A 26,516-nucleotide genomic window follows, 5' to 3' on the forward strand; every position below is an offset into this window, starting at 1 on the left:
ATCGCATACGAGCTGCGCCTTTATTTATTAAGGTGCGGCTTTTTTTGTATAAACTCCTTGTAATCTAGGTTATAAAACAATAGATATTTTCCCATAATGATATCAACTGACGCTTATTCATTACACAATACCCTTACGAAGCGGGGCGCCCGAGTGATAAGGCGGCTTCTGTAGAAAGGAGAGAGCTATGAATTTATCGGATATGCTAGGGTACGCGGATATTCAACAACTTAGCAGAATTGCAGATGTTTACCGTTGCGAATGCAATGGACATTCCAAAAACGATTTGATCCAATCCATTCTCTCTACCGTAAGTCGAAATGATGTTTTTGAAGCGCAAATAAGCAGCATGAAGATGGAGGATTTACGATTCCTCAACTCTTTGCTATTCGAAGCAAGAAACTCCTTTAGTTTAGAGGATTTGCTCGCTCGGGTGCAGCACAGCAGATTTGGGGAAGAGATCATCAAACCGGAGTTAGACCCGCCGAAAAAAACAAAACGCAGCAAAAAAAAGACAGAAGCAGTCGAAAAGCAGCTTAGCCCGCGAGAAATGATAGCTAAATTCAAGCATCACGGTTGGTTGTTCAATGGCTTCAGTGGTCCAAGCAGATATCTCTTTCAGGTTCCAAACGATTTGAAGACGCGCTTCCGCGATACGCTTGCGAGGAGGTTTGCCGCTGATCTGCAGTATACGGATGAGCCGCCTATTTACCGGGATGAGCAAATGCTTATTCACGACGATATTACACATCTGCTTCATTACACGTACCATAATGAAATCCAGCTAACAGCTGATGGGTCGATGTACAAGCGATTTACGCTGCAGCTGCTTGATCGTTTTGGCGTGCAAGAGGAGCTGCCTGCAAAAGGAGCATGGCGTTTTGGATATGGCAGACATTTTAACCAATATCCGAATCGTTTCTCATTCGTATACGATTACTGTTATCACGCAAAGTATATCAATGAAAATCAGACGCTTTTGACAGTTACGGGTCCAGGTGAAGAGCGCATGAAGAGCAGGCCTTCAAGCGAAGCAGAGCAAATCTATCGATATTGGTTGAAGCTATACAAGGGACCAATTACACATTTACTGTCGCTCGTGCATTGGATTAACACCCTCGCTGTGGAATGGGTTACGGTTGAGTCGCTCAGAACGGTACTTGTTCCGTTCATTAAGCCTTATTTTTACGATGATGCAAATACGATTTTGGAACAGAGAATTATGGCTATGATGGTTCATTTGGGGCTGCTTCGGCTTGGGGAGCATCCGATTTATGGGGCTGTAGTCCGTATGACCAAGGCAGGACGAGCTGTAGTTGCTGGCGTGAGCCTTGAGGAATCAGGTCCGATAGTGGTCCATTGATTTTGGAAATCGTACTCTTGGAGTAAGATCAAATATAAGCTACAGTATAAGAATACGACAGAAATGGCTTGTTATATTTGATCGCTTGGAGAGGACTGAAGAAAATTGTTGATCCCATACAAAGGCGTAATGCCAAAGATTCATGAAGATGTATACATAGCTGAAGGTGCAAAAATAATTGGTGACGTAACGATTGCTGAGAAAAGCACCGTTTGGTTTAATGCAGTACTGCGAGGGGATCTTGCACCTATACAAATCGGTCATAGCTGCAATATTCAAGATGGAGTCGTCGGTCACTTGAATGTGAATCAACCTTTGATTCTAGCTGATGAGGTGTCTATCGGCCATGCCGCTATAATACACGGCTGTACGATAGGCAGAGGCACATTAATTGGAATGGGGGCAATCGTACTTAACGGCGCAGACATTGGTGAATATGCTTTAATAGGAGCCGGTTCGATTGTTACAGAGAACAAAAAAATACCATCCTATACTCTATCTATCGGATCACCCGCCAAAGTCGTAAGAGAGTTAACAGAGGACGATTTACTGCGTATGAAAAAAACGATGGAGAGCTACGTGACAAAGGGAATAGAATATAGGATCTCTTAACGCCGGTTTGGAGGTGTATCCTATGGACAAAATGAAAGTAACGTATGAAGCCATGCTAGGTTTGGCCGCAGAGTTTGTGCTTGACGAAGCGGTATTGAAATTTCAAACCAACCAAATTTATACGGCAATTGACAAAGCATTGGCCGCTGGTGACGAGGATACGTTTTACCGTCTCGCAAAACAGCTAAATGCTTTAAAAAAATAACGCGTATCGTCTTTTTTGTAAAAATGACGATTGAGCGAGGAAGCTTCCCAGTTAAATGCGAACGAATCTGTTCGGTTTTGACACAGGGAGGCTTTTTTCTGTACATTTGGTTTGGCAAGGAGCGGAAATGGAGTTAACATAGAAGCAGTGATGTTGATATAGGCTGCAATTATGTTAAGGAGTGAGAATGTAAACGATGAAATTTAGTGAAATAACAAAAGAGCAATGGGATGAGTTAAGTCCATATTTGGATACTTGCCTGCTTCCTGTGACTGGAATGCCGAATGCAGCAAAGCCGTATGAGGCAACAGAATGGCTTGAGCAGCTTAGGGACATAATGGATTTAATTGAAATCCCTTTTAAAGGGAGGGTGGTCACTTATCCTGCATGGCATTACATCTCCGACAGCGAGCGTCTCTCAGAGCATTTAAATGAGTGGTGTGCTGCGGCGAAGCGCGGCGGGTTTCGTTATGTTATTGCGGTAACTGCAAATAATCAATTGATTGCCGAGTGTCCAGAAGTGGATTTATGGTTTGGTCCGAATCAAGATGGTGAGTTTCCGCAGCAATCTGATGTTTCTAATGCGATACGGAGTTTATGGAGTGGACAGACTACATGAATTTCATAAAATTGTCGTATAATATAGTTAGATTTCGGGGAAAACAAATGCCAGACAAGGTCAAATGTGACAAAATGATAACAAATTATTGAACGATAATTTGATAAACGTTCAAATATGAAGCCATATTCTTGACGCTCCCAAGCACCTAGGCTATTATAAGTTATGTCCTAGTTCGTCATGTGTTTTTGCCCTGCGGCAAGACGCGAGATATGGTTGGCAAAGGGGGTTAGAACAGAAGATGAGTAACCATGAACAACACGAGACCGCGCATCGACCGGTTCAGCGCAAAGAAATGTCCCGGCGTCAATTTTTGTCATATACGCTTGGTGGCACAACTGCATTTATGATGGGCGGCGCGGTATTACCAATGGTTCGTTTCGCAGTGGATCCACTCCTTAAGAAAAAGGGCGAGGGTACATACGTAAAAGTTGTGGAAGAGAGCAAAATTACGAACGAACCGCAAGAATTCAAATTTAAAATTCATCAGATCGACGGTTGGTACGTAAGTGACCCAGAGCTTGCAGCTTGGATTTCGAAGGATGCAAATGGCAAGATCTTTGCACTTTCACCAGTTTGCAAACACTTAGGTTGTACGATCGGATGGAACACAAAAGGTCAAAATGAATACGATTGTCCTTGTCACGATGCGCGCTACACGAAAGACGGGAAAAACATTACAGTTGCCCCGAACCCATTGGATGAGTACGAAGTGAAGCTTGAAGACGGCTTCGTGTACTTGGGTCCAGTAATGCCGAATACAAGAATGAAATAAGGAGGTCGTATGGCAGATGTTTAAAAGTGTTTACAACTGGATCGACGAGCGTCTTGACATTACGCCTCTGTGGAGAGATGTGGCTGACCATGAAGTGCCTGAGCACGTTAACCCAGCGCATCATTTTTCCGCATTCGTATATTGTTTCGGCGGTCTCACGTTTTTTATCACTGTTATTCAAATTTTGTCCGGTATGTTTTTGACGATGTATTATGTTCCGGATATTATCAACGCATATGCAAGCGTTGATTACCTGCAGCACAAGGTTGCATTCGGACAAATCGTTCGAGGCATGCACCACTTTGGGGCAAGCTTAGTTATTGTTATGATGTTCTTACATACCCTTCGAGTGTTTTTTACCGGTTCTTACAAAGCGCCGAGGGAAATGAACTGGGTTGTCGGAATGCTGATCTTCTTCATCATGTTAGGCCTAGGATTTACAGGTTACCTGCTTCCTTGGGATAACAAAGCTTACTACGCAACAAAAGTTGGTGTCCAAATTGCTGAATCCGTACCGGTAATCGGACCGTATCTCGCTTCATTCCTTTACGGCGGCGATATCGTAGGCGCACAAACACTAACTCGCTTCTTCGCGATCCATGTATTCTTCTTACCTGGCGCTTTGATTGCAATGTTGGCAGCGCACTTTATCATGATTCGGAAACAAGGTATTTCGGGACCACTTTAAGCGAAGGGAGGCATACTTATGGCGCATGGTCATAATTCGAACGAGAAGGTTGTCTATGTAGGCGACTCGCGTGTTAAGAAAAACAACCATCCGAACATTCCTCCGGACTACACGTCTTTTCCAGGTAAATCGGAAGCGTTTATTCCAAACTTCCTGCTTAAGGAATGGATGGTCGGCTGTGTCGTTTTGGTTGGTTTTCTTGTATGGGTTATTGCTGAGCCAGCACCACTAGGTTATCCAGCAGATCCAACGAATGCGGCATTTATACCGATGCCGGACTGGTACTTTTTGTTCTTGTATCAATTTTTGAAATACCCATATGTTTCGCAAGATTACATCTTGCTCGGAACAGTAGGTATTCCCGGAGTCATGTTTGGCGCATTGTTGCTAGCACCATTCCTCGACACTGGCAAGGAACGCCGCTTCTACCGTCGTCCGATTGCATCTTCATTGATGGGGCTAACACTTGTAGCTTGCGTTTACTTGACAGTTGTTTCTTGGGATCACTACCAGCATCAGCTTGAAATTAACGGACAAGTACCGGAACATATTGAGCGTGAAGAGAAGGCGCGTGAGGCTGCACTAGCAGGCCAAGAGCGTCCGAACTACACGAAACCAGCAGTAGAAGCATCACTTGTTGATGCAAATGATCCAGCAATGAAAATTGCTGAGCAAGCAAAATGTATCAGCTGTCATGCAGCTGACCTCAAAGGCCAAGGATCTGTTCCTAGCTTGGTTGGCGTTGGTGACGTTTTGTCGAAAGAGCAGCTTGTAGAAGTAGTTACGAATGGTCGTAACGGCATGCCAGCTTTCGCTGATACTTTATCTGCCGAAGAAATTGATCAGCTGACTACTTGGCTGTCCAAACAAAAAGCGGCAACAGAATAAATCATCGAAAAAAACCTGATCGTATTACACGGTCAGGTTTTTCTTCGAATATAAGTCCTTTTTAATGATAAAGCGAAGGAGAAGTGATTCATCATGCTCGCTATTTTTTGGAGCCGTGAATTTTTACTAAGCCGACCATTTTTATGGTTGCTTTTTATTGTTAATTTTTTTGGAACGGTTTATGGCTACATCTGGTACGAGTCACAATTAGCTGAAACGTTAGATAGCCACCCCTTATGGCAAATTGTTTTTGTGCCCGATTCACCTACAGCAAGTCTGTTTTTTACGATTGCTCTACTTTATTTTTTGTTTCCGCCTAAGCGTTCAAACGGCCTTGTAACAGTTTTGCGGTACATTATTGAAGGTTTGGCTGTTGTATGCTCAGTCAAATACGGAATTTGGGCTGTGTCGATGATTGTAGCGGGAGCATGGCAGGGGTCTGAGCTGAACTGGCAGCACTATATGCTTATGGCTTCACATCTTGGAATGGCGTTTGAGGCATTGCTTTTTTTCAGATTTATGAAAGCAGGAGCTGTCTCGCTTATTGTAGCTACAGGATGGCTTCTTCTTAATGACACGGTTGATTATACATATGGGATATTTCCATACCTTGCCAAACAATTGTACGATGATTTGGATGCAGTTCGCATATTCACCTACGGTTTATCCTTCTTTAGTTTGGCAGCTGGATTACTCGTATGGCGTTTTAGAAAGAAGGTATAACGATGGACATCCCTTCATAAGTTGTATTATGGGGGGATGTCCATGAAGATACGTTTTATTATTCCATTCGTCGTATGTATCGTCATGACGATAGGTTATGCTAATTTAGTCTGGGGCAGCGGAGCTAGTCTTCAAGCTTTTGCGTCCCGGCTGACGTCAGATCCAAGTAAACAGGTTCAACGGATGGATAATATTGCAAGCTCATTATATGAAGCAGCTTATACAAATAATCGACAAGCAGCTTATCAATATGTCCAACAGCTTCAGCAATTGGTTGATGGAGAGCTTAAATATGCAGCTGGTAATGCCGAAGGGTGGCAAGCTGTTGAACGAGATGCCAATACAATTGAGAAAACGCTCGTTAAAGGCTCACTTGGGACAAGCTGGTTTGTAGAGGCAGCCCGAATTAAATTAACTGCTGATGCTCTTGCAAGGCCTAATAATGCCTTGTGGCTACAATATGAGAAGATTATGCTGGATGATATTTCGCGTGTGGAAAAAGCTTGGAAGCGCCAAACTGATGATGGAGCTATAGCAGCACGAGCTGTAATGATAAGCTTGGAAAAACATGCAGATCGTATTAAACCTGCTGTCAGTATGATGTACGGGAGCAAGCATGAAACAGAGTTGATGGAGCGAATTCAGTATACGAATCGACTGCTGGAAGCATCTCGCAAAGATAAAAATAATGTCGCCAGCATTAATCGATCAGTGCAGGAACTAAAGGATACACTCACTCGAATGTTTAATCAGAATCATTTAGAAGCGGATGTTCCCGTTGTCGCAGCAGTGCCTATTTCGAATCCTTTGCGCTGGACACTTTTATTAGGCGCATTTATTTCAGCCATTCTTACTTACACAGGCTGGAGAAAATATAAAGAAAATCCTTTTGGAGTCAAGCCTATTTCCTAATGGGTAGATGATAGATCCTAAATGATATGTAAATGCATTGTTTTTTTGAAGCAATGATTAGAATAAAGACATGAAAGTCGATATTGCGCACATTTATTTTTAGCAGCCAAATTAGTTGCTGCAGAATGTTGCAATAGACGACTTTTTTGCTATCTAAAGAAAGCAATTTAAAAACATTGATTTTATTTGCGTCTTTAAGTTAACATATGAATGTATAGCTATCGACAGAAAGGAAATGTACAGATGTCGGAAAAAACGTTATCAGATATTCAGCGAGAAGTTGATGATTATATTTCTCAATTTAAAGAAGGTTATTTCAGTCCTCTTGCTTTGATGGCTAGAATGTCCGAAGAAGTGGGCGAGCTTGCTCGTGAAGTAAACCATTTCTACGGCGAAAAACCTAAAAAAGCCGATGAAGCGGATAATTCCGTTGAAATGGAGCTTGGTGATATTTTATTTATTCTTTCTTGCTTCGCTAATTCCCTCAATATAGATTTAACCGAAGCGCATAATAAGGTTATGCATAAATTCACTACGCGCGATGCGAATCGGTGGACGAAGAAAATAACCGAACAGTAAACAAGCTCCATACATATGCTGTACCATCAACCTGTGTACAAGGAGGATGGGCGGATGGATGGAGAGAGCTGCATGAAAAAGGCTTATGAATTCATCTTTAATAGTGATTTCGAGCAAGCGATATATTGGTTTGAGAAAGCCATTGAGGTTGAACCGGAAAATGCATTCTATTATCATACATGCGCCGTATCTTGCGCACGAAGCGGTAAATGGACAAAAGCGAAGCAGCATGCAGAATCAGCCGTTAGGCTTGCGCCCGAGCTTGCGGAATATAGATATCATCTTCAAACCGTAGAAGCCGGAATTTTGCAAGCGGAGGCTAATTTTTTGCTGGCCAAAGTACCGCCTGAGCTCCATGAGGCAGCACCGTTACTTGAGAGAGCAGCACTGCTTGACCCATTAAGCTTCGATGCATTTTATACGCTTGGCGTTTTGTATGCATCGCTTAGCCAATACGATAAAGCGGTTATTCATGCGAGGGAAGCAATGAGGCTCGATCCCAGCCATTCGGCAGCGAGAAGGCTCTTTGCTGACGTTAATCGTAAGAGGCGTATGCTGCGATTTCAATTGGATGCAAAAAGAAAAAGGAACAGGTGATAAAGATGACGACACAAAAAATACGCGTGGCAGTAGCTGGTGCAAGTGGAAGAATGGGACGCGAAGTTGTAAAAATGGTGCTGGAGGACGAGTCGCTTCAATTGGTGGCGGCCGTCGCTCCATCTGCTGGTCCTGTAGATGCGGGTATATTTGCAGGGAAAGCAAATACTGGAGTTATAGTCAGTGCAACACTTGAGGAAGCACTTCAAGGTACTCAAGCCGATGTACTCGTTGATTTCACCATTCCTCAGATGGCATATGGCCATACGAAGACGGCAATTGAATTRGGAGTACGTCCTATTATGGGGACAACGGGTTTTACGCCTGAACAGATCGTGGAGCTGGACGAGCTTTGCCTCGAAAAAGGAATCGGCGGTTTAATCGCCCCTAACTTCTCCATCGGTGCGATTCTGATGATGAAGTTCGCTGCAGAAGCATCAAAATATTTGCCTCATGTTGAAATTATTGAATATCATGGAGATCAAAAGCTGGATGCACCTTCGGGGACTTCCATAAAAACAGCGGAGTTGATCTCACAAGTGCGAAAAGAGTTCCGACAGGGCAACCCGAATGAGGAAGAAGTCATTGAAGGTGCGCGCGGCGGCTATTACAACGGATTCCGTATACATAGCGTTAGACTTCCTGGTGTATTTGCTCAACAAGAGGTTGTGTTTGGCGGCCATGGACAAACGCTCAAAATTCGTCATGATTCCTATGATCGCGCAGGCTATATGCCTGGTGTAAACGTGGCTGTGAAGAAGGTAATGACATACAGCGGTTTAATTTACGGATTTGAACATATTATGGATTAGATTATTAGGCAGCAGGAGAGGGGAACCGCATGTTGAATATTGCATTTATTGCGCATGATCGGAAGAAGGAAGAAATCGTTAATTTCGTAATCGCTTATGAGAAAGTATTTGTACCGCATAAGCTATACTCTACTGGCACGACGGGAACACGGATAATGGAACAAACGAACTTGTCCATTCATCGGTTCATGTCAGGCCCGCTCGGCGGCGATCAACAAATCGGTGCGATGGTTGCCCAAAATGAAATGGATTTAATTATCTTCTTACGCGACCCATTAATGGCACAACCTCATGAGCCGGATATTATTGCTTTGCTGCGTTTATGCGATGTACAAGGCATACCGGTTGCTACTAACGTAGCGTCTGCTGAACTGCTGGTTAAAGCACTTGAACGCGGTGATTTTGCATGGCGAGAGCTTGTCCATAAATATAAACCAGGTATTGAATAATGACGACAGAACTCGATATTCTCGTTTTTGGCGCTCATGCGGATGATGCTGAAATTGGAATGGGCGGTACCATCGCCAAACATGTACAAGCTGGCTTTAAGGTCGGCATATGTGATTTAACGATGGCAGAGATGTCTTCAAACGGAACGGTTGAGCTGAGGAAACAAGAAGCGGATCAAGCATCCAAAGTGCTTGGACTGCAGGCTCGTACTAATTTGGGTTTGCCTGATCGGGGTTTGGAGCCTTCACGCGATCAAATCGAACGTATTGTAGCAGAAATTCGTTATTTTAAGCCGCGGGTTGTATTTGCCCCTTACTGGGTAGATCGTCATCCCGATCATGTGGCTTGCAGTAGATTAATTGAAGAAGCTGTGTTTAACGCCAAGCTGCGCCGCTATATGCCGGAGCTGCCTGCCGTACAGGTATCACAGCTTATTTATTACTATATAAATGATGTGGATCAAGTATCGTTAACCGTTGATATTAGTGATTTTCAAGCAACCAAAAGAAACGCGCTGCTTGCTTACCGTTCACAATTCGATGCGGCAGCAGGCTCCGACCGAGTGGCTACGCCATTAACGAATAATTACATAGAACGAGTAGAAGCACGTGATTCATTGCTTGGACAAGCAAGAGGCTGGGCATATGCAGAGGGTTTCGCAATTAAGCGTCCTCACGCCATACAATATTTTTGACAATTCGTACAGCTCTTGTGTAATACAATAGTTATACGTAACGAACACAGGAGGTGCGACAACAGTGGCGAGAAAATTAAAGATTGGTATTACCTGTTATCCTACCTTGGGCGGATCGGGCGTAGTTGCAACCGAATTAGGTAAATTACTGGCAGAACGTGGTCATGAAATTCATTTTATTACACACAGTATTCCTTTTCGATTAGGACACTTTAATAAAAATATTTTTTATCATGAGGTAGAAGTTAATGATTATTATGTGTTTCGTTACCCGCCTTATGATCTAGCTTTAGCAAGCAAGATGGCACAGGTAGCAAAAATGCAGCAGCTTGACTTGCTTCATGTCCATTATGCGGTGCCTCATGCGGTTTGCGCCTATTTGGCGAAGCAGATGAATGGCGATGGCTTAAAAACGGTCACAACGCTGCATGGCACGGACATAACGGTGCTGGCTCAGGATGAATCGTTAAAAGCTTTAATTCGTCTTGCGATCCATCAAAGCGACGCTGTAACTGCCGTTTCAAAGGATCTGATTCAAGAGACTAGACAACTGCTTGATATTACGACACCAATTGATTTAACCTATAATTTTGTTGATAAACGTGTTTATTATCCACGCGATGCGGTTTCCTTGCGAGCTGATTATGCGGCTCCTAATGAGAAAATTTTGATGCATATATCTAATTTCCGTCCGGTTAAACGGGTTGGGGATGTAGTTGAAATATTTGCTCGCGTTTCCGAGAAGGTTCCTTCGAAACTTCTCTTAGTCGGTGAAGGACCTGAGCTCTCAAAAATTCAATGCCGCATTCGCCAGCTTGGTCTTGAAGACCGTGTCCATTTTCTGGGCAAGCAAGAGGATGTTGCACAAGTCATTTCAATGGCAGATGTGCTGTTGCTTCCATCAGAGAAAGAAAGCTTCGGGCTTGTTGCGCTTGAGGCAATGGCTTGCGGCGTTCCAACTATTGGTTCTAACGCTGGTGGTATTCCGGAGCTTGTTACCCATGGAGAAACTGGATTTTTGTCAGAGATCGGCGATGTCGAAGATATGGCTAAAAATACGGAAAGACTGCTTACGAATGAGAAGCTGCATGAGCAGTTTAAGCAGGCTTGTATGTTTAGAGCAAGAAACGAGTTTTGTAATGACGTAATTACAACACAATATGAGCAGATCTATTATCGGGTACTCGGCATAGAGGCAGATTTGCCAATCGCTGTTTGCAGCGATAGCTAATCATTTCCCCTGCAAGAAGAGGTGTATGACATGCAGCTTTCATTATCAACACCGATCATAGCTGCATTGCCTATCATTGAGCGGCTTCGAGAGCATCATTTCGAAGCCGTTTTTGTGGGAGGCGCAGTTCGTGATACGTATTTAGATATACCAATCAAAGACGTTGATATCGCTACATCTGCTCGTCCAGAGCAGGTGCTTGAGCTGTTTGAGCGATGCATACCAACGGGCTTGCAGCATGGCACGATAACGGTTATACAAGACAACATCACATATGAAGTGACGACGTTTAGGCAAGAATCTGCATATGAGGATCATCGCAAGCCAGAAAGTGTCCTTTATATTACCGAACTTGACGGTGATTTGCTGCGCCGTGATTTTACGATGAACGCGATGGCGCTTTATAGCGATGGTACGCTTTATGATCCATATGGCGGAATTTATGATTTGCAGTCCAAGAGGCTTCGCTCAGTCGGCGATCCGAACGCACGTTTTCAAGAGGATGCGCTTCGTATGTTAAGAGCGGTCAGATTTATTGGCGTCTACAGGCTCACTCCTTCGCTGCGAACATGGAAAGCAGTCATTCGTTATCGCGAGCTGTTAAATTATATTGCGATGGAGCGTGTGCAAGTCGAGCTAGATAAAATGGTAGCTGGAACTGCTCCGCAAAGAGCGCTGCATTTTGTTGCCGCAAGCGGACTTTTGTTTCATTTGAAGGAGTCCTTTCATGAAGAAACATTGTTATCGCTGAAAGAGATGGGACACGGAGACCAAGCACAAACGATTTATTCTCGCTTGCATGAGCTGACAGCTGTTGATTCTCGCTGGGCGGCACTGGCAATAGGGTTGCATTTATCTGTTGAGGCAGCGCAGCAGGCGCTGCAAGTGTTGAAATTTTCAAATACGCGCAGTAAGACCATAAGTACAATTGTAGCGATACATAAAGAAATGCTAGTTGTCTCGACGCAAACTAATGAGCGTGAGCTTCACTCGAGCTGGTTAAGCCTTGTCATTCGTTATGGAAAAGGGATTTGCGGCGAATGGATTCATGTTATGCGAACGCTAGAGAAGCAAGAGCTAGCCTTCACTGCTGCGTTTCTAAGACGTTTGGAGAACTGGATTGATTTATTGACCGTTTCATCACTTAAGCAGCTTAAAGTGACCGGCAAGGATCTAACAAATCATTTGCAACGAGATGCTGGACCATGGGTTAGTGAAACATTAAGCAAATTACTATTGCTAACAGCACTCGGTGAGATTGAGAATGAACGAAATGTTTTGCTTGAGCAAGCGTCGCTCGAGCGATGAACAATAACATTCACAGCAGATTGTTTTGCATTATTTGAGGAGGCACGCGCAGATGAATCAGGAGCTCTTGCTTCAATTGTTTGTAGACAAACCAGGTGAATATGTGTCCGGAGAAAACATTAGCCAAGAGCTCGGCGTCAGCAGAACAGCGATATGGAAGCATATTCGCAAGCTTGAAGCGGCTGGTTATCAATTTGAAGCTTCAAGACGTCTTGGTTATCGACTTCTAAGCATACCGGACATGCTGTCTGTAGAGAAACTTGAAAATCAGCTGCAAGGCAACATATTTGGACAGCATATTCAATATTTTGAAACGGTGGAATCCACTCAAAATCTTGCTCGTGCTGCAGCAGAAGAAGGCACCTTGGAGGGTACCTTATTCGTTGCTGAGCAGCAGGTTAAAGGCCGCGGCCGAATGGGACGAGGATGGATCTCGCCGCGCGGCAAAGGCATTTGGATGAGCATGGTGCTGCGTCCTTCCGTACCGATTCATTTTGCACCGCAGCTTACCTTATTGACAGCGGTAGCGTTATGCCGCAGCCTGAAGCGTTTAACTGGGCTGCCAATTGGAATTAAATGGCCCAATGATTTGCTAATTGAAGGTAAAAAAATTAGCGGTATTTTGCTTGAATCAGCCGCAGAAGACGAAAGACTTCGATATGTTATTGCAGGGATAGGTATTAGCGTAAATCTAGAAGAAGCTGATTACCCAGTGGAATTGCTGGAGAAAGCAACATCACTTCGCATCAGCGGTCAGCAAAAATGGTCAAGAGAAGAAGTTATTGCTGATTTTCTGAAGGAATGGGAGCAGTTGTATTTCCTCTATCAGGAGCAAGGCTTTAGCCCGATTGTAACGTTATGGGAAGCTTTGTCCGTATCTTTGGGCAAAACGGTGCGCCTTACAACCCCACAAGGCGAATTGGTTGGAGTTCCGATTGGACTAGAAGAGAGCGGAGCTATTCGCATTCAACTGGAGGACGGCTCCATTAAGCCTGTTTTCTCTGCAGAGATGGGCGAACCTCTATAACGCATTACAAGTCGTTTACGTAATGAAGAAAGTTTGGTAAACTAAAGTCATCAGGCGGTATTCTAAGGAAGCTGCACTGATGATAAAAAATACGATGTAAATGGTTGGGAATGCACACTCTGCTCTGAGCCGTAGGGACCGAGACAGAAGGAAGCACAACAAGCAAACGTTTCCTTTTCAGTTTGGGGACCTTTTTGGCAGCGGCTAAAAGGTTTTTTTGTGTTTATCCTATCATTGAACGGGAGGATGAAAGCTGATGAGGAAACGACTGACGATTACAAAAATTAAGAAGATGAAGCAGGACCGCAATGCGATTTCCGTTTTGACAGCTTACGATTATCCTTCAGCCAAGCTTGCTGAAGAAGCTGGAATTGATGTCATTTTGGTTGGAGATTCACTCGGGAACGTTGTACTTGGATATGAGACTACCATCCCGGTAACCATTGATGACATTGTTTATCATACAAGAGCAGTTGCTAGGGGTGCCCAGCAAACGTTTATCGTTGCTGATATGCCCTTCATGACTTATGGCATTGGACGTGAAGCAACACTGCGCAATGCTGCGAAAATTATGCAAGAAGGCGGTGCTCAGGCTGTAAAGCTGGAGGGTGGCGTTGAAATTGCATCTGATGTATCCGCGCTTGTCAAAGCAGGCATACCTGTTATGGGGCATATCGGCCTGACGCCACAATCGGTTCATCAGCTTGGCGGGTACAAAGTGCAAGGTAAATTAGATGCCGAAGTGGAGCAGCTAGTGAAAGATGCGAAGGCGCTGGAAGAAGCAGGTGCTTTCAGTATCGTTCTTGAACTAGTAACTGAACCAATCGCTACAATGATCAGCGAAATGCTTTCCATTCCGATTATCGGAATTGGCGCAGGTCGCGGCTGCGATGGCCAAGTGCTTGTATATCATGATATTTTGCAATACTCATCTCCTTATTTTGAGAAAAAATTCGTAAAAACCTATGCAGATATTGGAACAACCATTAGAAATGCGATCCAATCTTATGTAGACGATGTGAAAACAGGCCAGTTTCCTGAAGAAGAGCATGTATTTAATGCACAACCTGCCCATATTCCTTCTTTGTATGGTGGCTCCTCTGAGAGCAGCAATCTTAACATAACTGAAAATAAGGACCTCGCGAATAAGGAGGTCAAATTGAAATGATCATTTGCCGCACGAAAGCTGAGCTAAAGCAGCAGTTAACTGCTGTGCGCAAGGGAAATAAAAGCATTGGTTTTGTGCCAACTATGGGTTATTTGCATGAAGGTCATGCTTCCTTAATGCGCCAAGCACATGCCGAAAATGATACCGCTGTGCTTAGCATATTTGTTAATCCACTGCAATTTGGACCTAATGAAGATTTGGATCGGTATCCACGAGATGAGAAGCGTGATTTTGCGCTTGCAGAAGAATGCGGGATCGACATCGTGTTTATTCCTTCCGTTCAAGAAATGTATCCGAATAAGCCGCTGACAATGGTCATTGTCAATCAGGTAACGGATCGTTTATGCGGCGCTTCCAGACCTGGACATTTTGACGGAGTGGGAACGGTAGTTAGCAAGCTGTTTCATTTGGTTGCTCCTGATCGTGCTTATTTTGGCATGAAGGATGCTCAGCAGGTTGCTGTCATTCAGCAAATGGTTGGAGATCTTAATTTTCCAGTGGAAATAGTGCCAAGTCCAATCGTTCGAGAACCAGATGGTCTTACTTTAAGCTCAAGAAACGTTTTTCTTAATGCGGAGCAGCGTGAGCAGGCAGTCGTATTGTCCAAAACGCTGCAGCAGGCTTCCGACTGGATGAATGAGCCTGATATGACGGCTGAGCGGCTGGAGGCTAAAGTGAAGCTGCAATTGGTGAAAGCGAGTGAAGCTGTAATTGATTATGTGGAGCTGCTTCACTATCCATCCCTGCAGGTGCTGGATGCAAAAGTTTTATTAAATACGATTCAGCAACCGTTAATTTTGGCATTAGCTGTAAAGTTTGGCGCAACAAGGCTTATAGATAATCGGATATTACAGACTGCGGAGGTGAACCAGCATGTTCAGAACGATGATGAAATCCAAGTTGCACCGGGCAACAGTAACGGAAGCGAACCTGAATTATGTCGGTAGCATTACAATTGATGAAGATTTGATGGATGCGGCTAACATATGGGAAAATGAAAAAGTTCAAATCGTTAACAATAATAATGGTGCTCGCTTTGAGACTTATGTCATAACAGGTGAACGCGGATCTGGTGTAATTTGCTTAAATGGCGCAGCCGCAAGACAAGTTCAGCCAGGTGATCAGGTGATTATCATTTCTTATGCGATGATGACTGACGCTGATGCTAAAGCACACAAACCGATTGTAACGATTTTGGATGCGAACAATCGCCCCTTGACCATTTTAAACGAAGAGCTGCACGCGACAATCCTGTAATTTGATCTTTCACTACGTTAATCCCTGTATTATGTAACGAATGGGATGCTGTATGAAAAGCGGCGTTGAAACAAAAAATGAACATAACACTCCTTAATTCTTTGGCGAAGGCGGGATGCGGTATGTTCCAGCATATGTTTTCATCCATGAACGAAATGCTTGATCAAATTATTGAACAGTACGATGGTGCAGGTGCAAGTGAAAAGCAGCAGTTCGAACAGCAAATGCTTGAGCTCAAAAAAGTAAGTGACACATTTATTGAACAATGGCTTGAATTTGAAGAGAAGTTTTCTGAGTTCAAGGAGCAGCAAGGCGATCAAGCAGCAGTATCGCAAGTTCAGGAACAAGCCCCAGAAGGGGCGGTTCAATCAAGTGTACCTGTAAGTATCGCAGTCAGCAGTCCAACTTCAGATTTTGAAATCTCGGACGAGCTTGCTGCGGTCATCTCCAAAGGGCAGGGCTACTACAAGCTATTTATGTTTTCGCAAGCAGCAGTGCAATTTCAAGCGGCTATTCTACAATCGCCGGAATGTAATTTGGCTAGACTGTTTTTGGGCATGACTCAGATGCACCTCCAGAACTGGAGTGAAGCTCAGCGGCATTTTCAATTGCTGATTGTATTGACGGACTTCCCCAAATGGCTTGCAATGGGCTATAATGCGCTAGGATGCATTCAAGCGGTGCAAATGAATTTGGCACAAGCAGAGCAATTATTTATGAAAGCTTATGAGGTCTGTCCCAGCTTCAAGGATCCGTTAAACAATTTGAAATCATGTCAAGAAACACCCAAGCACTTATCGTTATATTTCGGAAGCACGGAGCTGTGCTGTTTGTGAGAGGATCGGGGAATAAATGAAATTTGCAGTATTGGATTTAGAAACGACGGGACACAGCTCGGATGATGATATTTTGCAGGTTGGGCTAGTCATCGTTTCAGAGGAGCTTGAAATTATCGATACGTATAGCTCCTTTGTTCGACCTAATATCCCGATACCGGCCTTCATTACACAATTAACAGGCATAGATGAAACGGTCGTTGCGGATGCCCCAACTCTCAAAGAGGTTATTGCAGGGCTGGTTCCGTTATTGGATGATGCCGTTTTGGTCGCTCATAACGTTGGCTTTGACGCCGGTTTTTTAAACCAAGCATTAGCACGATGCGGTCGGCGTCCTTTTGCAGGACGCAGGCTGGATACCATTGAATTATTACGAATTTTATATCCTACAATTAATACGTATCAGCTTGGAGCTGTTTCTGAGCTCTTTGGAATACCACATGATCAACATCACCGCGCGGACAGCGATGCAAATGCAACTGCGCTATTGCTAATTGAAACGGTAAAAAAGCTTCGCAAATTGCCGCTGCTTACTTTGCAGCGGCTTTCCACGCTTGTAGATGACGGCAGCGATTTGAGCTGGTTTATTAAGCATACTGGGCAGCAGATGGAATATAGTACTGTATTCGAATCGAATGAATATGACTATTTTAATCAATTTGCATTGAAGGTTCGCGAATGGAGCGATGAACAGCCTCCGCGTTCAGGCGGCACAAGTGTGCTGCCATTAACAGATGTTTCATTTGACAATTATTTAGCTGATGTAAGACAACGCTTCGAACAGAAATTTGAGAATTATGAGGAAAGAGAAGCGCAGGTAGCCATGTTTCAAGAGGTGTACAGCGCTCTAAATCAGAATCAGCATTTACTTATAGAAGCAGGGACAGGAACAGGGAAGTCGCTTGGTTATTTAATTCCTGCGCTTTATTATGGCATTCAGAACGGCAAAAAAGTTGTCGTTAGTACGCATACAATCAATTTGCAGGAGCAGCTTCGTCAACGCGATTTGCCATTGCTTGAAGAAATACTGCCATTTGAGTTTAGAGCTTCGATCTTTAAAGGCAGAGGGAATTATTTATGCTTGCGCAAATTTGAAGGTAAAATCAACACAAAAGATCTTGTATCGCCGATTGAGGATACGGTTACAGCTGCTCAAATGGTCGTATGGCTTGGAGAAACGGAAACTGGCGATCAGGAAGAGCTTAACTTCGGCAACAAGGGTGCTGAGTTTTGGTCTACGGTAGCGAGCGATACGGATTCATGCCTAAATCGAGCTTGTCCTTGGTTCAAAAGATGTTTTTATCATCGCGCGAAGCATGAAGCAAACATTGCTGATGTTACGATAACGAATCATTCAATGTTATTTACGGATGTTCAAGCAGATCATCGTTTATTGCCTTCCTATACTCATCTCATTATTGATGAAGCACATCATGTGGAAGAGGTTGCAGGCAAGCATCTAGGTATGCAAATTAACTACTTCTCTTTGACGCAGGCTGTTCTTCGGCTTTATAAAGATGCGCGCTCTGGATTATTGCCTGGGCTTCGCCAGAAGCTTATGTATGAGGATGACGCACATCAAGCTTCCTGGTTAGAGACGATTGATACCGTTATTCCTATTTTCCAAGAAATTAAGGAGCACTGGGATAAGCTGTTTGAAATGTTTTATAGCTTTACTTCAACTTCATCGGATGGACCAACTGAGAATGGTCAGTCGGTATGCCGCCTTAAGAAAAACGAGCTTCCAGCAGGCTGGGAGGACGGTGTTACGGTTGAAGGAAATATCCACACTGAACTCAACCGAGTCATTCGAACCGTCGATAAAATGGTTACCGATATTAAAGACCGTGTTGACGATTCCGGTGTTCAAGCGATAATAACGGATTTAAATGGCGCGGTACGTGATTTGTCTCGACTTAAGGATGAGCTTAGAACGTTTATCACCTTAGAGCTTGCGGACTCTGTGTTTTGGATTGAAGCAAGCAGCGTATACCGCTACAGATCTGTGCAGCTATACGGTGTGCCAGTAGATGTAAGCGCTCAGCTGCAAAAATATTTTTTTGATGTCAAAGAAAGTATCGTATTAACCTCTGCAACGTTATCTGTGCAAAAATCTTTTCAATACGCGGAGGAGCAGCTTGGGTTAACTGGATATGAACAGCAGGGCAGGCTTAAAACCGTTCAATTGCCTTCTCCGTTTAATTACCGGGAGCAGGCATTAGTTGTCATTCCACGCAACTTCCCAGTACTCAAGGGAGCAGCTGTAGATGACACCTATTTGGATATGCTTGTAAAATCGCTTTCTGATGCTGCAAAGGAAACGAAGGGCAGAATGCTAGTGCTGTTCACGTCCTATCGCATGCTGAGGCAGGTCTACGAGCCGCTTAAAGAGCTTTTAAGCGTTGCAGGAATTCAAGTACTAGGACAAGGAATAGACAGCGGCAATCGCACGAAGCTTACAAGACGTTTCCGTCAAACGCCAGAGTCCGTTTTACTTGGCACGAGCAGCTTCTGGGAAGGTGTAGATATACCCGGAGAAGCTCTGATTTGCCTTGCCATCGTTCGTTTGCCATTCCAACCGCCTAACCATCCCTTAGTGGAAGCAAAAGCTGAGATGCTGCAGCGGCAGAAACAAAATCCTTTTATGAAATTGTCGATTCCCCAAGCCGTCATTCGCTTTAAACAAGGCTTTGGGCGTCTAGTAAGGACTTCACAAGACAAAGGGATCGTAATCATATATGATACTAGAATAATCGACACTTACTACGGTAAACACTTCTTATATTCACTGCCAGGACCAAAAATCGAAACGATGCATATGGATCAAATGGTCGTGCGAATGAGAGAATGGTTAACGGATGAAAATGCAGCATTGCCGCAGGAAAATCAAGCTGTGTCTAGCGAAGAGGAGGAAAAACGATGAAGCAAACGAAAATATCGGAGGCTGTCGTCAGAAGGCTTCCCGTTTATTTGCAAGTACTAAATGAAATGCTTAATCGTGAGATTCAGACCATTTCTTCGCAGGATTTAGGCACAAAGCTTGATTTAAATCCTGCTCAAATTCGTAAAGATCTCGCTTATTTCGGAGAGTTTGGACGGAAGGGCGTAGGCTACGATGTTGTATATTTAATTGAGAAGATACGTCAAATTTTGAAGGTTGATCAGACGATAAAGGTTGCGTTGGTTGGAGCCGGCAATCTAGGTCATGCCTTATGCAATTACAATAAATACTCCAAGGATAATATGCAGATTACCGCCGTGTTCGATGTACATCCGAGCAAAATTGGAACGAGCATTAATAATTTGATTGTAATGCCGATGAGCGAGCTTGCTGCAACGGTTGCAGAGCAAAATATTCGGATCGGCATCATTACCGTTCCAGCATTTGAAGCACAAAATGTAGCTAATCAATTTGTCGAAGCAGGCATAGAAGGAATATTGAATTTTGCCCCTGCTATTCTACGAGTACCGGATGAAATGCGAATACATAATGCTGATTTCACAAGGGAATTGCTTAGCTTAGCCTATTATTTAGCCAAAGAGGGAGAGACGCAGGATGAGTCAGATTTGGATTGAAAATGGTTTGTTTATAACGATGGATGACGAAAATCCATCATTTAGAGGACATATGGTTGTATCCGATGATCGGATTAGTTATATAGGTACGGCTGTTCCTGAACAGCTTTCTGATACGGTGCAAAAAATAGACGGCAGCAAGCTGGCTTTTATGCCAGGACTTATTAATACTCACGGACATGCGGCGATGAGCTTGCTTCGCGGATATTCCGATGATCAGAATTTGCAGGTTTGGCTGGAACAGAAAATGTGGCCAATGGAAGGCAAATATGTTGATCAAGATACACGTGCAGGAAGTTCTCTAGCGATCGTAGAAATGCTGAAATCAGGTACAACAGCTTTTGTTGATATGTATGATCGCATGGATCAAGTTGCTCAAATGGTTGAGCAAAGCGGTATCCGCGGTGTTTTGACAAGAGGCGTTATCGGACTATGTCCACCAGATGTACAGGAAGCTAAGCTTGCTGAGGCAATTGCTTTTGCCCGTGATTGGAACGGGAAAGCCGATGGACGCATAACCACGATGATTTCTCCACACGCGCCTTATACATGTCCACCAGCATATATTGAACGTTTTGTACAAGCAGCTCATGATTTTGATTTGCCTTTGCACACGCATATGTCGGAAACGATAGCGGAAGTTGAGCAAAACGTGCGTGATTATGGACTTCGTCCGGTCGAACATTTGGATCGTTTAGGCTTTTTCTCACGTCCTGCACTTGTTGCGCATGCCGTACATCTGAATGATGCTGAGATCGAGCTGCTTGCTGCTAAAGGAGTTGCGGTTTCACATAATCCTGTAAGCAATCTTAAGCTTGCTAGCGGCATTGCACGTGTTCCTGATTTGATTCGCGCAGGTGTTACGGTATCGCTTGGAACAGATAGTGTGGCAAGCAACAACAATCTTGATTTATTTGAGGAAATTCGATTCGCGGCTTTGCTTCATAAAGGTGTATCTGGAGATCCTACTGCTATCCCTGCTTTGGAAGCATTGAAGCTTGGTACAGTGAATGGGGCAAAATCCATTTGGCAAGAGAAGAGCCTTGGTAGTCTAAAAGTAGGCATGAAGGCAGATTTCATCGCTATTGATATTGAACAGCCGCATTTCTACCCTCAGACGGATATCGTATCACATTTGGTCTACTCAGGTTCAGGCCGCGATGTGCGGCATGTATGGATTGATGGAAGACAAGTATTGAAAAACGGCGAATGCACTTGGCTTGATGAGGAGAAAATTCGTTACGAGGCACAAGCGAGCTTTGATCGCTTGCTGCAAGCTTAATGCGAGCAACAGCAAGGAAACGAAAGCCGTTTATGACACTTAAGCGATGGTTGTTGTTAATTACAGCATTCCTCTTGCTGCTTCTAACCGTTTCCTTTATCTATTTCCGTGAAGTTCAGTCCCCTGAGTGGACAGCAATTAATGCGGCGAAGGAACAAGCGACTAAAGCAGCTGATCTTATCGAGATAGAAAAGGTACATCATCATATATGGCAAAAAAACAGTTGGGTCGTTGAAGGTATTAATCAACAGGATGAACATGTATACGTATGGCTGACTGAGAAGCAACAACCAGTTATCATGAGAACGACGGAAGGCATTTCTGAGAAGTCACTCAAAGATGATTTCATCAGCAAGAGGCCATTGGCAGAAATAAAGAGAATTCAGCCGGGTCTGCTTGATGACAAAACGGTGTGGGAGATCTATTATAATGACGGTGAAAAGCCTGATCATTACCGATATGATTTCTACCGTTTTGATGATGGTGCATTTATTGATTCTTATACGTTACCAGCAAAAACGGGGCCATAAGGCTCCGTTTCCTTTTATTGATGGACGATTCTTGCATAATTTCATGATATACTTTCGTATAGCGGTGTTGATATACGGAGTGTTCATAAATTTATTGCAGGAGGGATTTTCATAATGATGAGACCACGTGTAATACCAATCGTGATTACTGCTGCAATTTCCGCTTCCGTTTTGTTCGGAGGCTGGGCTGTATATAATCAAGTGGCTGTAGCAGCTCCATTAGAGAAAGTTACAAAAGGCATTAAAGGTATTGTTTCTTCAGAAAAACCAGTTATGGATCGCAATAAAGTAGCTATTTCTCTTGAATTAACGCCGGATGCGAATCTCCGGGACATCTATGAAAGTATTGCGGCTAACGGAAAAGATGTAGTTGGCGACCGTAAGCTTGAGCTTAATATAGAAGAAAAATCGAATAAGCAGCTTGAAGATCTGTGGTATGCTTCCATGTTTGAAGTTGCAGAGGCGATGGAGCGCAAAACCTACTCTCATATTCCAGATGCGATGAAAGAAGCAGCAAAATCCATGAAAGATGTCACCGTGACGACTGAAATGGATGATACGAATGTGTATATTACGATTAAAAATAATGAAGCGGTGAAATATATCGTCCTGCCACGCACGCCAAACCAATTGGAGGCATGGTAATATGATGAAATATGGTAAAGAAATTGCGATAGGCTCACTTCCTGTACTTATTGCTTTTTTTATATATATTGGACAAAATGTTGTTCCCATCGTATTGCTGGGTGTGTTAGGCTTTGCCGTAGTTTATGCAGCACGAGGTAGAGGCAAGCTGACCGCGTTGTCTAGCCAGAAGCGGCGTTCTGAGGAGAAAATGACACCACTCACCTTTGAGGAAATCGGAGGTCAGGAGCGTGCCAAGCAGGAGCTTGTAGAGGCGCTTGATTTTCTCGTTCATCAAGAACAAATTGCTAAGCTTGGTATTCGGCCATTAAAAGGCATCTTGCTGTCTGGCCCTCCAGGAACAGGAAAGACGCTGCTTGCTAAGGCAGCTGCTCAATATACTGATTCGATTTATTTGGCTGCATCCGGCAGTGAGTTTGTAGAAATGTATGTCGGTGTAGGCGCAGGACGTATTCGCGACCTATTCAAAGAGGCGCGTACAAAAGCCAATAAAGCGAAAAAAAGCAGCGCTGTTATATTTATTGATGAGATTGAAGTCATTGGCGGCAAACGAGATGGCGGTCAGCAGCGCGAGTATGATCAAACCTTGAATCAGCTATTAACCGAGATGGATGGTATTTATGCAAATGAATCTCCACGTATTTTGTTAATTGCGGCTACTAACCGTAAGGAAATGCTCGATAGCGCATTGCTCCGTCCAGGTCGATTTGACAGGCACATCGGTGTTGAGCTTCCTGATAAAAAGGGCAGATTGCATATTTTGAACATCCATGCGAAAAATAAACCTATCCGCCCAGGCGTGAATTTAGAACGGATTGCGAGTGAATCCTTTGGTTTCTCAGGTGCACAGCTAGAGAGCGTCATGAATGAAGCGGCGATTTATGCGATGCGTGAGAGCAGTGAAACCATCGCTGAACAGCATTTATCGATGGCTATTGATAAGGTTTTGATGGGTGAAAAAACGGATCGTGAGGCATCAAAAGAAGAGCGTGAACGGATTGCACTTCATGAGCTCGGACATGCAATTATGGCAGAACTAATGCGTCCAGGCAGCGTGTCACAGGTTGCTTTGTCTCCGCGCGGTCAAGCGTTAGGTTATGTTCGTCACAATCCGCAGCAGGATCAATATTTGTACACAAAACAGTTCCTTAACGGTCAAATTATGATTGCATTAGGCGGAGCCGCTGCTGAGGAAATGTTTTATGGTGATCGGAGCACTGGATCAAGAGGTGACTTCGAACAATCGATGAATATAGTCAAAACATTAGTGGAATCGGGATTGACTGATCTTGGCATTATTGATTCTTCGATGATGACAAAAGATGGATGGGCAAGCATCAATCGAACCATTTTGGATGAGCTGATGCTGCAAACAAAAGGTCTGCTTGAGTCGAATAGAGAAGTGTTTATCAAGTCTCTTCAGACGCTTCTGCGTGAGGAAACATTGAGCGGAGATGAGTTTAGAAAGCTCTTTTCTTCCAATACAGCAGCATGAAGCGTTTACAATATTACAATTTGAAGGCGGAGTTGTCGTCCGCCTTCTTTTTTTGATGAAATTCGTTATAATAAGATTGAACTATCTTTGCAGAGAAAACTTCTATTATGTTTTAAGAAGAATTCTCCCCACACTAAAGGAGCTAATACATTGCATATCAAAACAGTTGGAGTTGTAGGAGTAGGCACGATGGGTCAAGGGATCGCGGAAATGCTGGCCTCCAAAGGATTGGATGTTATCATTATCGAGCGTTCGGACGATCGCCTAGATTATGGTAAACAAATGATTGAAGTAAGCTTGGATAAACAAATCGAGAAGTGGGCGCTCACGAATTCCGAGAAGAAGCTGATTATGAATAGAATAGAGGCGACAACAAGCTACGAGAAGTTAGCGGATTGTGAGCTTGTTATTGAAACGATAACTGAAGATTTGGAATTGAAAAAAGCTGTATTTGAACAAATTGATCAAATTTGCGGTCCAAATGTTATTTTAGCGAGCAATACATCTACTCTAAGCTTAACTGAGCTAGCAAGCTTTACGAAGCAGCCGAGCCGCGTAATTGGCATGCATTTTATTTATCCAGTATCCAAGATTGATCTCGTGGAAATTGTTCGTGGTCTGAAGACGTCAGAGGAAACATTTATACGAACGAAACATTTTGTGGAAGAGGTTATTAACAAAAAAGGAGTTATGGTATTTGAATCTCCTGGTTTCGTAACTACACGACTCATTTGCTTATTTATTAACGAAGCCTTGCATGTACTCGAGGAAGGGGTCGCGTCGGCTGAGGATATTGACAGCGCAATGCGTATCGGTTATTCCTTCCAGCATGGACCTTTCGAGATGTGTGACCGTTTCGGTCTCGATTCCGTGTTGGCAGCTCTTGAGAGAATGTTCCGCGAGTATGGCGAGCTGAAATATCGTCCTTCGATCGTGCTGAAAAAAATGGTGCGCGCTGGACATCTCGGAGCCAAATCAGGAATCGGCTTCTTCAAATATGATACGGATGGGGATCGGATTTAAATGAAAGTACTCGTAATTAATGCAGGAAGCTCCTCTTTAAAATATCAGCTATACAACATGCGTGACGAATCAGTTCTGGCAAGCGGACGTGTGGAACGTATCGGAATGGATTCTTCGATTGTTACTCATGAACCAGTTGACAAGCCCGAGGTTCGTAAAGTTAGTGAAATATTGGATCATGTTGCTGCTGTTAAGCAGGTTATCAATATGCTTACCAACCCGGAGTTCGGAGCGATCGCTAATCTGAACGAAATCGAAGCTGTTGGCCATCGTATCGTTCATGGCGGCGAAGCATTTAGCAGTTCAGTGCTTGTAACGCAAGAGGTTAAGCTCGAGATTCGTCGATTGTTTGATTTGGCGCCGCTTCATAACCCAGCGCATATGATGGGTATTTTGGCGGTAGAAACAAATTTGCCTGATGTACCTCAAGCGGTAGTATTCGATACGGCATTCCATCAAAGCATGCCGAACACATCGTATTTATATCCAATTCCTACAGTGCTTTACCGTCGTCACAAGGTTCGCAGATATGGTTTTCATGGCACGTCTCATTCCTATGTGAGCGCACATGCAGCAGAGTATTTGCAAAAACCATTGGAATCAATCAAAATGATTACTTGCCACATCGGAAACGGCGCAAGCTGTACAGCCATTTTGAACGGCAAGTCCTTTGATACAAGTATGGGAATGACTCCACTTGAAGGTCTTATGATGGGTACCCGGAGCGGAGATATTGATCCAGCGATCGTGCCATTTGTAATGAATAAAGAGGAATTGACTTTAAATGAAGTAAATTCTATGCTGAACAAACATAGCGGTATGCTTGCTATTTCCGGTATTAGCAGCGATATGCGCGAGGTAACAGAGGCGATGCTTGAAGGCGACAAAAACGCAAAGCTTGCTTTTGACATGTATGCTTACCGAGTTAGAAAATATATTGGCGCATATGCCGCGGCGATGAACGGTGTAGATACGATTGTGTTCACTGCTGGAGTAGGAGAAAATTCTGTCGCTCTACGCAAAGCGATATGCGAAGGCATTTCATTCTTGGGTATTGAGCTAGATGAAGAGCGCAACTCAGAGCGTCGCAAAGATATTCGTGAGATTACGACGGACAGCTCACGCATTAAAGTTTTAGTTGTTCCTACGAATGAGGAGCTCCTCATTGCAAGAGACACGTATAACTTAGTTAAGCAAAAGGATACGTCTGCACAGGCGTAG

At 43.8% G+C, this 26,516-nt stretch carries 29 protein-coding genes; all 29 read left to right on the forward strand.

Going from position 1 to position 26,516, the window contains the following annotated elements; translation table 11 throughout:
- Positions 1-187: 187 nt before the first annotated feature.
- The 29 genes from AC1DM9_RS08170 (at position 188) to AC1DM9_RS08310 (ending at position 26,516) form a co-directional block, all read left to right on the forward strand.
- A complete protein-coding gene (locus tag AC1DM9_RS08170; RefSeq protein ID WP_441875278.1) occupies positions 188-1,363 on the forward strand; it encodes a hypothetical protein in 1,176 nt (391 codons plus the stop codon).
- A gap of 105 nt (positions 1,364-1,468) precedes the next feature.
- Positions 1,469-1,975: a gamma carbonic anhydrase family protein gene (locus AC1DM9_RS08175; RefSeq protein ID WP_339202874.1), complete on the forward strand. Its 507-nt coding sequence runs from the start codon at positions 1,469-1,471 to the stop codon at positions 1,973-1,975.
- A gap of 22 nt (positions 1,976-1,997) precedes the next feature.
- Complete coding sequence (locus AC1DM9_RS08180) at positions 1,998-2,180, forward strand: IDEAL domain-containing protein (protein ID WP_076265688.1); 183 nt, start codon at positions 1,998-2,000, stop codon at positions 2,178-2,180.
- 196 nt (positions 2,181-2,376) lie between these two features.
- Positions 2,377-2,799, forward strand: coding sequence for a DUF2487 family protein (locus tag AC1DM9_RS08185; protein WP_441875282.1), 423 nt, complete (start codon positions 2,377-2,379; stop codon positions 2,797-2,799).
- A gap of 241 nt (positions 2,800-3,040) precedes the next feature.
- On the forward strand, positions 3,041-3,574 hold the full coding sequence (locus AC1DM9_RS08190; RefSeq protein ID WP_339202870.1) for a Rieske (2Fe-2S) protein: 534 nt from the start codon (positions 3,041-3,043) through the stop codon (positions 3,572-3,574).
- A gap of 16 nt (positions 3,575-3,590) precedes the next feature.
- Positions 3,591-4,262 carry a menaquinol-cytochrome c reductase cytochrome b subunit gene (gene qcrB / locus AC1DM9_RS08195; RefSeq protein WP_053376377.1) on the forward strand — a complete coding sequence of 224 codons (672 nt, stop codon included), beginning with the start codon at positions 3,591-3,593 and terminating at the stop codon, positions 4,260-4,262.
- Between the two features lie 18 nt (positions 4,263-4,280).
- Positions 4,281-5,150: a menaquinol-cytochrome c reductase cytochrome b/c subunit gene (locus tag AC1DM9_RS08200; protein ID WP_076265692.1), complete on the forward strand. Its 870-nt coding sequence runs from the start codon at positions 4,281-4,283 to the stop codon at positions 5,148-5,150.
- 90 nt (positions 5,151-5,240) lie between these two features.
- The gene (locus AC1DM9_RS08205; protein WP_477549600.1) at positions 5,241-5,873 is read left to right on the forward strand and encodes a DUF1405 domain-containing protein; all 633 of its coding nucleotides are present in this window, start codon (positions 5,241-5,243) and stop codon (positions 5,871-5,873) included.
- A 42-nt stretch (positions 5,874-5,915) separates the two neighbouring features.
- On the forward strand, positions 5,916-6,785 hold the full coding sequence (locus AC1DM9_RS08210) for a sporulation protein YpjB (protein WP_477549432.1): 870 nt from the start codon (positions 5,916-5,918) through the stop codon (positions 6,783-6,785).
- Between the two features lie 243 nt (positions 6,786-7,028).
- Positions 7,029-7,364 carry a nucleotide pyrophosphohydrolase gene (locus AC1DM9_RS08215; RefSeq protein ID WP_076265695.1) on the forward strand — a complete coding sequence of 112 codons (336 nt, stop codon included), beginning with the start codon at positions 7,029-7,031 and terminating at the stop codon, positions 7,362-7,364.
- 54 nt (positions 7,365-7,418) lie between these two features.
- Positions 7,419-7,961 carry a tetratricopeptide repeat protein gene (locus AC1DM9_RS08220; protein WP_477509639.1) on the forward strand — a complete coding sequence of 181 codons (543 nt, stop codon included), beginning with the start codon at positions 7,419-7,421 and terminating at the stop codon, positions 7,959-7,961.
- 5 nt (positions 7,962-7,966) lie between these two features.
- Positions 7,967-8,773, forward strand: coding sequence for a 4-hydroxy-tetrahydrodipicolinate reductase (gene dapB / locus AC1DM9_RS08225; protein ID WP_477549431.1), 807 nt, complete (start codon positions 7,967-7,969; stop codon positions 8,771-8,773).
- 29 nt (positions 8,774-8,802) lie between these two features.
- The gene (locus AC1DM9_RS08230) at positions 8,803-9,222 is read left to right on the forward strand and encodes a methylglyoxal synthase (RefSeq protein ID WP_339202866.1); all 420 of its coding nucleotides are present in this window, start codon (positions 8,803-8,805) and stop codon (positions 9,220-9,222) included.
- The gene (gene bshB1, locus AC1DM9_RS08235) at positions 9,222-9,917 is read left to right on the forward strand and encodes a bacillithiol biosynthesis deacetylase BshB1 (protein WP_477549430.1); all 696 of its coding nucleotides are present in this window, start codon (positions 9,222-9,224) and stop codon (positions 9,915-9,917) included. The genes AC1DM9_RS08230 and bshB1 overlap by 1 nt, the downstream gene beginning before the upstream one ends.
- A gap of 64 nt (positions 9,918-9,981) precedes the next feature.
- Complete coding sequence (gene bshA / locus AC1DM9_RS08240; RefSeq protein WP_441875300.1) at positions 9,982-11,148, forward strand: N-acetyl-alpha-D-glucosaminyl L-malate synthase BshA; 1,167 nt, start codon at positions 9,982-9,984, stop codon at positions 11,146-11,148.
- Between the two features lie 30 nt (positions 11,149-11,178).
- Positions 11,179-12,456, forward strand: coding sequence for a CCA tRNA nucleotidyltransferase (locus AC1DM9_RS08245; protein ID WP_477549429.1), 1,278 nt, complete (start codon positions 11,179-11,181; stop codon positions 12,454-12,456).
- Between the two features lie 52 nt (positions 12,457-12,508).
- Positions 12,509-13,483, forward strand: a complete 975-nt coding sequence (locus AC1DM9_RS08250; RefSeq protein ID WP_477579433.1) for a biotin--[acetyl-CoA-carboxylase] ligase — start codon at positions 12,509-12,511, stop codon at positions 13,481-13,483.
- A 256-nt stretch (positions 13,484-13,739) separates the two neighbouring features.
- Positions 13,740-14,651 carry a 3-methyl-2-oxobutanoate hydroxymethyltransferase gene (gene panB / locus AC1DM9_RS08255; protein ID WP_441961192.1) on the forward strand — a complete coding sequence of 304 codons (912 nt, stop codon included), beginning with the start codon at positions 13,740-13,742 and terminating at the stop codon, positions 14,649-14,651.
- Positions 14,648-15,598 (forward strand): pantoate--beta-alanine ligase, encoded by a 951-nt coding sequence (gene panC, locus AC1DM9_RS08260; RefSeq protein WP_477579435.1) that lies wholly within the window; start codon positions 14,648-14,650, stop codon positions 15,596-15,598. Before panB ends, panC begins: the two co-directional genes overlap by 4 nt.
- On the forward strand, positions 15,525-15,908 hold the full coding sequence (gene panD, locus AC1DM9_RS08265; protein WP_076265703.1) for an aspartate 1-decarboxylase: 384 nt from the start codon (positions 15,525-15,527) through the stop codon (positions 15,906-15,908). Before panC ends, panD begins: the two co-directional genes overlap by 74 nt.
- A 77-nt stretch (positions 15,909-15,985) precedes the next feature.
- Positions 15,986-16,744 (forward strand): hypothetical protein, encoded by a 759-nt coding sequence (locus AC1DM9_RS08270; RefSeq protein ID WP_477579437.1) that lies wholly within the window; start codon positions 15,986-15,988, stop codon positions 16,742-16,744.
- A gap of 16 nt (positions 16,745-16,760) precedes the next feature.
- The gene (dinG, locus tag AC1DM9_RS08275; protein ID WP_477549426.1) at positions 16,761-19,667 is read left to right on the forward strand and encodes an ATP-dependent DNA helicase DinG; all 2,907 of its coding nucleotides are present in this window, start codon (positions 16,761-16,763) and stop codon (positions 19,665-19,667) included.
- On the forward strand, positions 19,664-20,320 hold the full coding sequence (locus AC1DM9_RS08280) for a redox-sensing transcriptional repressor Rex (RefSeq protein WP_076265706.1): 657 nt from the start codon (positions 19,664-19,666) through the stop codon (positions 20,318-20,320). Before dinG ends, AC1DM9_RS08280 begins: the two co-directional genes overlap by 4 nt.
- Positions 20,301-21,602 carry an amidohydrolase gene (locus tag AC1DM9_RS08285; protein WP_477549425.1) on the forward strand — a complete coding sequence of 434 codons (1,302 nt, stop codon included), beginning with the start codon at positions 20,301-20,303 and terminating at the stop codon, positions 21,600-21,602. The genes AC1DM9_RS08280 and AC1DM9_RS08285 overlap by 20 nt, the downstream gene beginning before the upstream one ends.
- The gene (locus tag AC1DM9_RS08290; protein WP_477579439.1) at positions 21,602-22,132 is read left to right on the forward strand and encodes a cell wall elongation regulator TseB-like domain-containing protein; all 531 of its coding nucleotides are present in this window, start codon (positions 21,602-21,604) and stop codon (positions 22,130-22,132) included. Before AC1DM9_RS08285 ends, AC1DM9_RS08290 begins: the two co-directional genes overlap by 1 nt.
- A 114-nt stretch (positions 22,133-22,246) precedes the next feature.
- Positions 22,247-22,777 carry a hypothetical protein gene (locus AC1DM9_RS08295; RefSeq protein ID WP_477509628.1) on the forward strand — a complete coding sequence of 177 codons (531 nt, stop codon included), beginning with the start codon at positions 22,247-22,249 and terminating at the stop codon, positions 22,775-22,777.
- Position 22,778: 1 nt separating this feature from the next.
- On the forward strand, positions 22,779-24,272 hold the full coding sequence (locus AC1DM9_RS08300) for an AAA family ATPase (RefSeq protein ID WP_477509627.1): 1,494 nt from the start codon (positions 22,779-22,781) through the stop codon (positions 24,270-24,272).
- 87 nt (positions 24,273-24,359) lie between these two features.
- A complete protein-coding gene (locus AC1DM9_RS08305; protein WP_477509626.1) occupies positions 24,360-25,295 on the forward strand; it encodes a 3-hydroxyacyl-CoA dehydrogenase family protein in 936 nt (311 codons plus the stop codon).
- Positions 25,296-26,516, forward strand: coding sequence for an acetate kinase (locus tag AC1DM9_RS08310; RefSeq protein WP_339202846.1), 1,221 nt, complete (start codon positions 25,296-25,298; stop codon positions 26,514-26,516). It begins immediately after the preceding gene.

Source organism: Paenibacillus sp. 01T431 (assembly GCF_056398625.1).

Excerpts from the sequence above, each read along its gene's own strand:
- AC1DM9_RS08210 (WP_477549432.1), top strand. The coding sequence starts at position 5,916 with ATGAAGATACGTTTTATTATTCCATTCGTCGTATGTATCGTCATGACG.
- AC1DM9_RS08290 (WP_477579439.1), top strand. The coding sequence starts at position 21,602 with ATGCGAGCAACAGCAAGGAAACGAAAGCCGTTTATGACACTTAAGCGA.
- AC1DM9_RS08180 (WP_076265688.1), top strand. The coding sequence starts at position 1,998 with ATGGACAAAATGAAAGTAACGTATGAAGCCATGCTAGGTTTGGCCGCA.
- AC1DM9_RS08215 (WP_076265695.1), top strand. The coding sequence starts at position 7,029 with ATGTCGGAAAAAACGTTATCAGATATTCAGCGAGAAGTTGATGATTAT.
- AC1DM9_RS08310 (WP_339202846.1), top strand. The coding sequence starts at position 25,296 with ATGAAAGTACTCGTAATTAATGCAGGAAGCTCCTCTTTAAAATATCAG.
- AC1DM9_RS08295 (WP_477509628.1), top strand. The coding sequence starts at position 22,247 with ATGATGAGACCACGTGTAATACCAATCGTGATTACTGCTGCAATTTCC.
- AC1DM9_RS08220 (WP_477509639.1), top strand. The coding sequence starts at position 7,419 with ATGGATGGAGAGAGCTGCATGAAAAAGGCTTATGAATTCATCTTTAAT.
- AC1DM9_RS08300 (WP_477509627.1), top strand. The coding sequence starts at position 22,779 with ATGATGAAATATGGTAAAGAAATTGCGATAGGCTCACTTCCTGTACTT.
- dinG (WP_477549426.1), top strand. The coding sequence starts at position 16,761 with ATGAAATTTGCAGTATTGGATTTAGAAACGACGGGACACAGCTCGGAT.
- AC1DM9_RS08185 (WP_441875282.1), top strand. The coding sequence starts at position 2,377 with ATGAAATTTAGTGAAATAACAAAAGAGCAATGGGATGAGTTAAGTCCA.
- AC1DM9_RS08270 (WP_477579437.1), top strand. The coding sequence starts at position 15,986 with ATGAACATAACACTCCTTAATTCTTTGGCGAAGGCGGGATGCGGTATG.
- AC1DM9_RS08285 (WP_477549425.1), top strand. The coding sequence starts at position 20,301 with ATGAGTCAGATTTGGATTGAAAATGGTTTGTTTATAACGATGGATGAC.
- AC1DM9_RS08190 (WP_339202870.1), top strand. The coding sequence starts at position 3,041 with ATGAGTAACCATGAACAACACGAGACCGCGCATCGACCGGTTCAGCGC.
- AC1DM9_RS08280 (WP_076265706.1), top strand. The coding sequence starts at position 19,664 with ATGAAGCAAACGAAAATATCGGAGGCTGTCGTCAGAAGGCTTCCCGTT.
- AC1DM9_RS08170 (WP_441875278.1), top strand. The coding sequence starts at position 188 with ATGAATTTATCGGATATGCTAGGGTACGCGGATATTCAACAACTTAGC.
- AC1DM9_RS08230 (WP_339202866.1), top strand. The coding sequence starts at position 8,803 with ATGTTGAATATTGCATTTATTGCGCATGATCGGAAGAAGGAAGAAATC.
- panC (WP_477579435.1), top strand. The coding sequence starts at position 14,648 with ATGATCATTTGCCGCACGAAAGCTGAGCTAAAGCAGCAGTTAACTGCT.
- AC1DM9_RS08250 (WP_477579433.1), top strand. The coding sequence starts at position 12,509 with ATGAATCAGGAGCTCTTGCTTCAATTGTTTGTAGACAAACCAGGTGAA.
- AC1DM9_RS08245 (WP_477549429.1), top strand. The coding sequence starts at position 11,179 with ATGCAGCTTTCATTATCAACACCGATCATAGCTGCATTGCCTATCATT.
- AC1DM9_RS08200 (WP_076265692.1), top strand. The coding sequence starts at position 4,281 with ATGGCGCATGGTCATAATTCGAACGAGAAGGTTGTCTATGTAGGCGAC.
- panB (WP_441961192.1), top strand. The coding sequence starts at position 13,740 with ATGAGGAAACGACTGACGATTACAAAAATTAAGAAGATGAAGCAGGAC.
- bshB1 (WP_477549430.1), top strand. The coding sequence starts at position 9,222 with ATGACGACAGAACTCGATATTCTCGTTTTTGGCGCTCATGCGGATGAT.
- panD (WP_076265703.1), top strand. The coding sequence starts at position 15,525 with ATGTTCAGAACGATGATGAAATCCAAGTTGCACCGGGCAACAGTAACG.
- qcrB (WP_053376377.1), top strand. The coding sequence starts at position 3,591 with ATGTTTAAAAGTGTTTACAACTGGATCGACGAGCGTCTTGACATTACG.